The sequence below is a fragment of the Gottfriedia sp. NPDC057991 genome, assembly GCF_042886615.1.
Classification (GTDB): Bacteria; Bacillota; Bacilli; order Bacillales; family Bacillaceae_G; genus Gottfriedia.
Map to the genome: position 1 here is coordinate 1 of NZ_JBHVQN010000017.1, position 5,353 is coordinate 5,353.

Sequence of the window (5,353 nt, forward strand, 5' to 3'; positions counted from 1 at the left end):
GAACACGGCAGTTAAGCTCTTTTGCGTCGATGGTAGTTGGGGGTTTCCCCCTGTGAGAGTAGAACGTCGCCTGGTTTACCAAAGTATCAGCTAATAGCTGGTGCTTTTTTTATTTAGGCTCTGTTCGTGGGCGTCCTTAGTTCCTCGACACAACGAGAGTGCAGGTAAAAGGAAATCTAGCAAGTCTAAAAAAAGGAAATAAATATTTAAAATCGGGATTAACAGAAGCAGCTCATTCAATAAGAGGGTCCAAAAACTATCTAGGTGCACTATATAGGCGTACAGCTGGACGAAAAGGAAAGAAAAAGGCTGCAATCTTGGTCGCACATGCGATGTTGAGAATCGCATATTACCTTCTAACCCGAAAAGAAATGTATGTTGACCTAGGCGAAGATTATTTTGATAAACAAAGACAAGTATCTATTATTCGCCATTCAGTTCGAAGACTAGAAAACTTAGGTTATACAGTAACAATAACAGAAGCCTCCTAATCTATTAACCAGTCCATAAACACCAATGATGCCAGGCGCGCCTCTAATTTTTAAAAAACGAATGAGCTGCGTCTAATTTAGTATTGCCTTTTTTCGAGATTAAAGAAGTTTATTTTCATAGTAGTTGTAGAAGAGTTTCTAAAGGTTGTCTAATTAGACAACCTTTTTTAGTTCAAAAATCATCAATTAAATTTAACAGAGCCTTGCGTAAATGGAAAATATTATTCGAGGGTACATTTGGAAATAGAAGAGAATGTTCTCTTGCGTAATGGGTTTAGAATTATGTGTTGTTATAATAATGAACCTTTAGGTAAAACCATTTTTGTGGCATAGTACAAAAAAGAGTTTCAAGATCCGTTTTCACTGTGATTTTATACCAATGATCTGTTGAATTTTTTATTTCGCTTAATCGAATCCTTAACATGGAATGTACTTCTATTGGAAAGGTTGTTAATAATTCTAAAGGTTGTTGATAATTCTCCATTTAATATAGCAGACACTTTCTCACAAAAAATTCCTGTATTGATGGTAAATTCCACTTGATTTTTTGTATTCCATTTATTCAATTGAATGTTGACGGACCATGAAATATGTGAATTTTTCATCCATCGCTTGCAATTTATTTTCCATTGACTGCATTCTTTGGTCTAATGATTTGATTGCCATTAAAATCACTTGCGTTGATTCATCATTCATTTTGACTTCATCCTTTCGATTCGATTCGAACGATAATCGATCAGTCATTTCTGGTTTGTGTAAAAAAGGAAAGATATCATTTTAGTTTGGTTGAATGTGTAAAAATGTTACCATTCAAAAATGAAAAAGTCATGACTTAAAATATGGATGGACTGGTTGACCTAATGGATAGCGTCCGGGTAGTTACGAGTAGAGGGCGATAAGATAAAAAAGCATCCTTACTGGATGCTCTTGATTTGTGTCACAATTTCGTTGTGTTCGGTGATTAATCTTTTCAACTGTTCTTCGAGATGAGGGTCGTTTTTCTTCGCTAAGATGATCTTGACGATGTCGATCGCTTCGCGCGTCTTCATTAATTCTTTTTGCAATTTTTCGACTGCATTCAATTTTCCCATGTTTTACCCTCTTCTTCATTCAGTTTAGTGGATCCGGTCCATAACTGTCCGTTAAGCATACCAAATAAAGCGGATAAATGCACACTTTAATAGTCATGAGTTATTAATTCGAAAAGAAAAAGTATCGAACGATGGTTAGAATAACTGGAATGAAGATGATCCAGCAAATGGATACGTTGATACCAGCTCTTGCAATGGATTTGATGTTTGCTTGTAATAATTCGTTGGTGTGCTCGTCGAGAACAATTGCTTTGTTCTTTTCAACGAGTGAACGAAGAAGTTGACTGAGATGCCACTTCGAACGGTTTACTATTTATTTTGATATTGTTTGTACTGTTGGCAATGACGAGCGTATACAGTCCCTTTTGTTGATACAAGTGGGTTTGAAAGAATGGCTAGACAAAATGCTCACAAAAGTAATGCCAACTAATCCGCAAAGAATGATGTAAATCGGTAGGGCACCTTTCCATGTTGGGGAAAATTTCATCTTAATCACCTCATCTTGTTACTAACGGATGTGAAGTTAAATCACTAGAAAAATGATAGGGAAAGTTTTGCAATAGAATGCCTCCTTCTCTTGCGGAATGTAATGAAAAGATTCCTAAATTGAGCGGCTACTTTAATTGGTACGGATTTTCGCATCCTTTGTTGAGCTCGTAAAAAAAGGTCCATAGCTAGTGACCTTTTTTGTTCTTTTAAACGTACGATGGAAATACACTGGAGTCGGAAAATGTCGGACAGTATTTGACCAGTTCGAAAAAAATCGACCTATTCCCATGCAAACGATGATAAAATGAAAAACGAGTTGAGGCTTTACATAAAAAGATAGATGAAACGGGGAGAGAAGATGAAGAAAGGCTTATTAACGGGAGCTGTATTTGGACTTGGTTTTGGCTTACTTCAGCCATCTGCTTCTGCTGAAGAAAAATGGAGCGAAAAATGCACGAACTATGAACCACTTGTTTCAAATCAAAATCAATCCTTTTAGCACCTGAATTGTTTAGTGACAGTAACAAAGGCTTTCAGTGATCGCCTATGCATATCATATTTAAAATAAAACGACGATTAATCGTCGTTTTGTTGTTCTAATTCGCTTTTCGTTCTCATTGATTTCAACAGTTCCTTGACGCTTTGTTTGTCTGGTCGAACCGTCAGACCGACAAAAGCAGCGATCGCCGGTATAAAAACAAACAAACTTCTGAATGCTAATGGGTTATGCTTCACGTCCTGTGCCCAACCGACGGGTAAAATCAGTACCCAGGTCATCAAACTGATCAAGTGATTCATCTGATCGAAATGGTTACTAAGTAGGAGCATCAGGAAAAAACTAACTCCACTGATGAATAAAACGGAACCAGCGTTTTTCAGTGGATGACCTTGAGGGTCTAATTTCGTCTTTCCGAGCAAAAAGAAGAAAAATACGTAGACAACAAGATTGAGCCAGCTTACGACGGTATCTGTAAGTGGACGGTCTCCTAGATTGACTGCGATGATCAAGTCGACGGTTAAACAAATGATGGACAACGCAATTTGCACAAATAACATGGTTATATTATTTTTAATCAATTTATTCACCCCTTTTTATCTTATTACTGATGATTCGAGTTGTTTATTCCTTTCACCTGCACAAAAAAATAACGACGATTGCTCGTCGTTGAAATTTACTTTACTAACCATCTTTTTAAGTCGCTACCCAGTATTTGATAATGATTTTTTGTGAGAGATGGAAGTTGACCGTTTCGAACCCATCGTCTGACGGTTTCTACTTGAACACCTAGTAAGTTCGATACTTCTCTGACTGAATAAGTTTTCAGCTCATCCAACAGTTCGATCAAGTCTGTCGCACCAACTCTGTTCATTCCTGTTACTTCCATTTGTTCAACACGTTCGGACAACCCTTCGATAATAACCTCCATTTCTCTCATTCTTTTTTCATTCTGTGTGAAATAGTTTTTTAATACATCGATTTCCTTTGGTTTTCGTTTACCCACTTCGTCTCTGTTTTTAATCTTTCGTCAGATTCCTGATCCAGTTCATAAAAACTTCAAATGTATAAACTTGAGGCAAATGGTTGTCTTGTAAAAGGGTGTATTCTGAATCGAGCGCGTTTACTTGGAAAGCGAATCGATTTCCTGGGTGACATTCGATGCCATAGGGAAATTTGTGAAACATGAACAGCTGGATGTCTTTTTCAACGAGCACATTTTTGATGAGGTACAAATTCACATAAAAAAGTGGATCAATCGAGCTGCGGTTTTTCTTTTTGATGTTCATGATGCACTCTCCCGTTGACATTTTTAATATTTTGAGCATGAGCAACTGGAAAATACGAAGTAGATATTTCCAAACAAAAACCCACGTGAAATAACATTTAATAATTTCTAGTACTAATCCACCTATTTTAATTATGATTTTGGTCAATAATGCCTGGTGAAACACCAATTATGGGAGGGGATTCACTAATGTTATTATCTAAAGCATGGAAAAGTTACTATAATGATAAATTAATTGAAGGATACTCAGCAACTACTCTAAAAGCATATAAAATACAGGTAATACTTTTAATTAAACATTTCGGGGATATTGAGATTGCTCAAATCACTACTGATACTTTGAAAGAGTATCTTGTATTTGTTGGAGAGAAGTTAAAACCTGCTAGTCTAGCACATCGAGTCCGTTTTATAAAATCCTTATTCCGTTGGGCTCATGAAGAGGGTGAAATTCATAGCAACCCTTCCTCAAAGCTAAAAGAACCAAAAACTGGAACTAGAATCCCTATATTCTTAACTGTTAAAGAAATTGAACTCCTTCGTGAAGCCTGCAATACTCCAAGAGAACATGCGATAATTGAGTTTATGTATTCAACAGGATGTCGTATCGGAGAAATTGTCTTAATAAATAAAAATGATATAAATTGGACGAATCACTCGGTAATAGCACGAGGAAAAGGTGATAAAGAAAGAGAAGTTAATTTCAATATTCGAGCTGAAATTTGGTTGTTGAGATACTTAAACGAACGACACGATGAAGATCCTGCATTATTTGTAACCGAAAGAGCACCTCGTCGGATAAGCATTGCTCAAACGCGCCATATAATTAAGGAGGTTTCTTTACAGGCAGCGTTTAAAAAAAGATTTCACCCCACCAATTAAGGCACAGTTACGCAACTCATTTAATGGATAACGGAGCCCCAATTGAAGTAATCCAAAGTTTATTAGGTCACGAAAAGAGTGAAACAACACGAATATATGCGAAACTAAGTGGAAAGCAACGCCAAGAGCAATATTGTAAATACTTTTAATAGATTCTTATAAAGCTGATGCATTCGTTGTGTTAGTGAATTTAGTAGCAAAAGGATCTTCCAATTAGGGATCAAATCAACCTCACGCTCTTTGATTAAAAAAATCAAGCTGGTGAATTTCATGGTAAATAAAAACATTAACGATGAAAAATTCTGCTACTATATCCTTAAACAAAAATCAGATGTATTCCATTCAATGAAGAGTTTCGTTAAACAAGAGCATGAGAAGGCAGCGAATTAATCGCTGTACAATAGAATAAAATAAAGTACGAATTGAATAGCAAGTGAAAAACAGAAAAGCCCATTATAAGGTTTTTCTGTTTTTTTAATGGTTAGAGTTTAATCAATAGTGAAGAAAGCGTTTTTATTCACCATAATGGCAGTTTAGTTGTGCGAAATGTTTCTAGTTTAAATGGAGAATGGTCACATTACTCTAGTAAAGGCTAGACAGTTCCTTTCGGAATTGAAGG

Annotated in this window: 7 protein-coding genes, 1 rRNA gene and 1 pseudogene; 4 read left to right on the plus strand and 5 right to left on the minus strand. The window is 36.1% G+C overall.

The genetic code is table 11. The features are described from left to right. Both rrf and ACFVR2_RS25020 read left to right on the plus strand, forming a co-directional pair. Positions 1 to 75: ribosomal RNA gene (gene rrf, locus ACFVR2_RS25130) — 5S ribosomal RNA — on the plus strand; the annotation flags it as partial. An 83-nt stretch (positions 76 to 158) separates the two neighbouring features. Continuing rightward, the gene (locus tag ACFVR2_RS25020; protein WP_387368192.1) at positions 159 to 491 is read left to right on the plus strand and encodes a hypothetical protein; all 333 of its coding nucleotides are present in this window, start codon (positions 159 to 161) and stop codon (positions 489 to 491) included. A gap of 558 nt (positions 492 to 1,049) precedes the next feature. Here ACFVR2_RS25020 and ACFVR2_RS25025 read toward each other — a convergent pair. Beyond that, positions 1,050 to 1,187, minus strand: coding sequence for a hypothetical protein (locus tag ACFVR2_RS25025; protein ID WP_387368195.1), 138 nt, complete (start codon positions 1,185 to 1,187; stop codon positions 1,050 to 1,052). A gap of 218 nt (positions 1,188 to 1,405) precedes the next feature. Further along, positions 1,406 to 1,582, minus strand: a complete 177-nt coding sequence (locus ACFVR2_RS25030) for a hypothetical protein (protein ID WP_158095066.1) — start codon at positions 1,580 to 1,582, stop codon at positions 1,406 to 1,408. Positions 1,583 to 2,429: 847 nt separating this feature from the next. On the opposite strand from ACFVR2_RS25030, the gene ACFVR2_RS25035 reads away from it, so the two are divergent. Then, entirely contained in the window at positions 2,430 to 2,570 is a 141-nt protein-coding gene (locus ACFVR2_RS25035; RefSeq protein ID WP_387368199.1) for a hypothetical protein, read from the plus strand. Between the two features lie 77 nt (positions 2,571 to 2,647). On the opposite strand, the gene ACFVR2_RS25040 is transcribed toward ACFVR2_RS25035, so the two are convergent. The 3 genes from ACFVR2_RS25040 to ACFVR2_RS25050 all read right to left on the minus strand — a co-directional run bounded on the left by ACFVR2_RS25040 (position 2,648) and on the right by ACFVR2_RS25050 (position 3,856). Next, positions 2,648 to 3,148, minus strand: coding sequence for a hypothetical protein (locus ACFVR2_RS25040; RefSeq protein WP_387368202.1), 501 nt, complete (start codon positions 3,146 to 3,148; stop codon positions 2,648 to 2,650). Between the two features lie 95 nt (positions 3,149 to 3,243). Further along, positions 3,244 to 3,573 (minus strand): helix-turn-helix domain-containing protein, encoded by a 330-nt coding sequence (locus ACFVR2_RS25045; protein ID WP_387368205.1) that lies wholly within the window; start codon positions 3,571 to 3,573, stop codon positions 3,244 to 3,246. 13 nt (positions 3,574 to 3,586) lie between these two features. Continuing rightward, positions 3,587 to 3,856, minus strand: a complete 270-nt coding sequence (locus tag ACFVR2_RS25050; RefSeq protein ID WP_387368208.1) for a hypothetical protein — start codon at positions 3,854 to 3,856, stop codon at positions 3,587 to 3,589. A 188-nt stretch (positions 3,857 to 4,044) separates the two neighbouring features. On the opposite strand from ACFVR2_RS25050, the pseudogene ACFVR2_RS25055 reads away from it, so the two are divergent. Continuing rightward, positions 4,045 to 4,883: pseudogene (locus ACFVR2_RS25055) on the plus strand (tyrosine-type recombinase/integrase). The last annotated feature ends 470 nt before the right edge of the window (positions 4,884 to 5,353 follow it).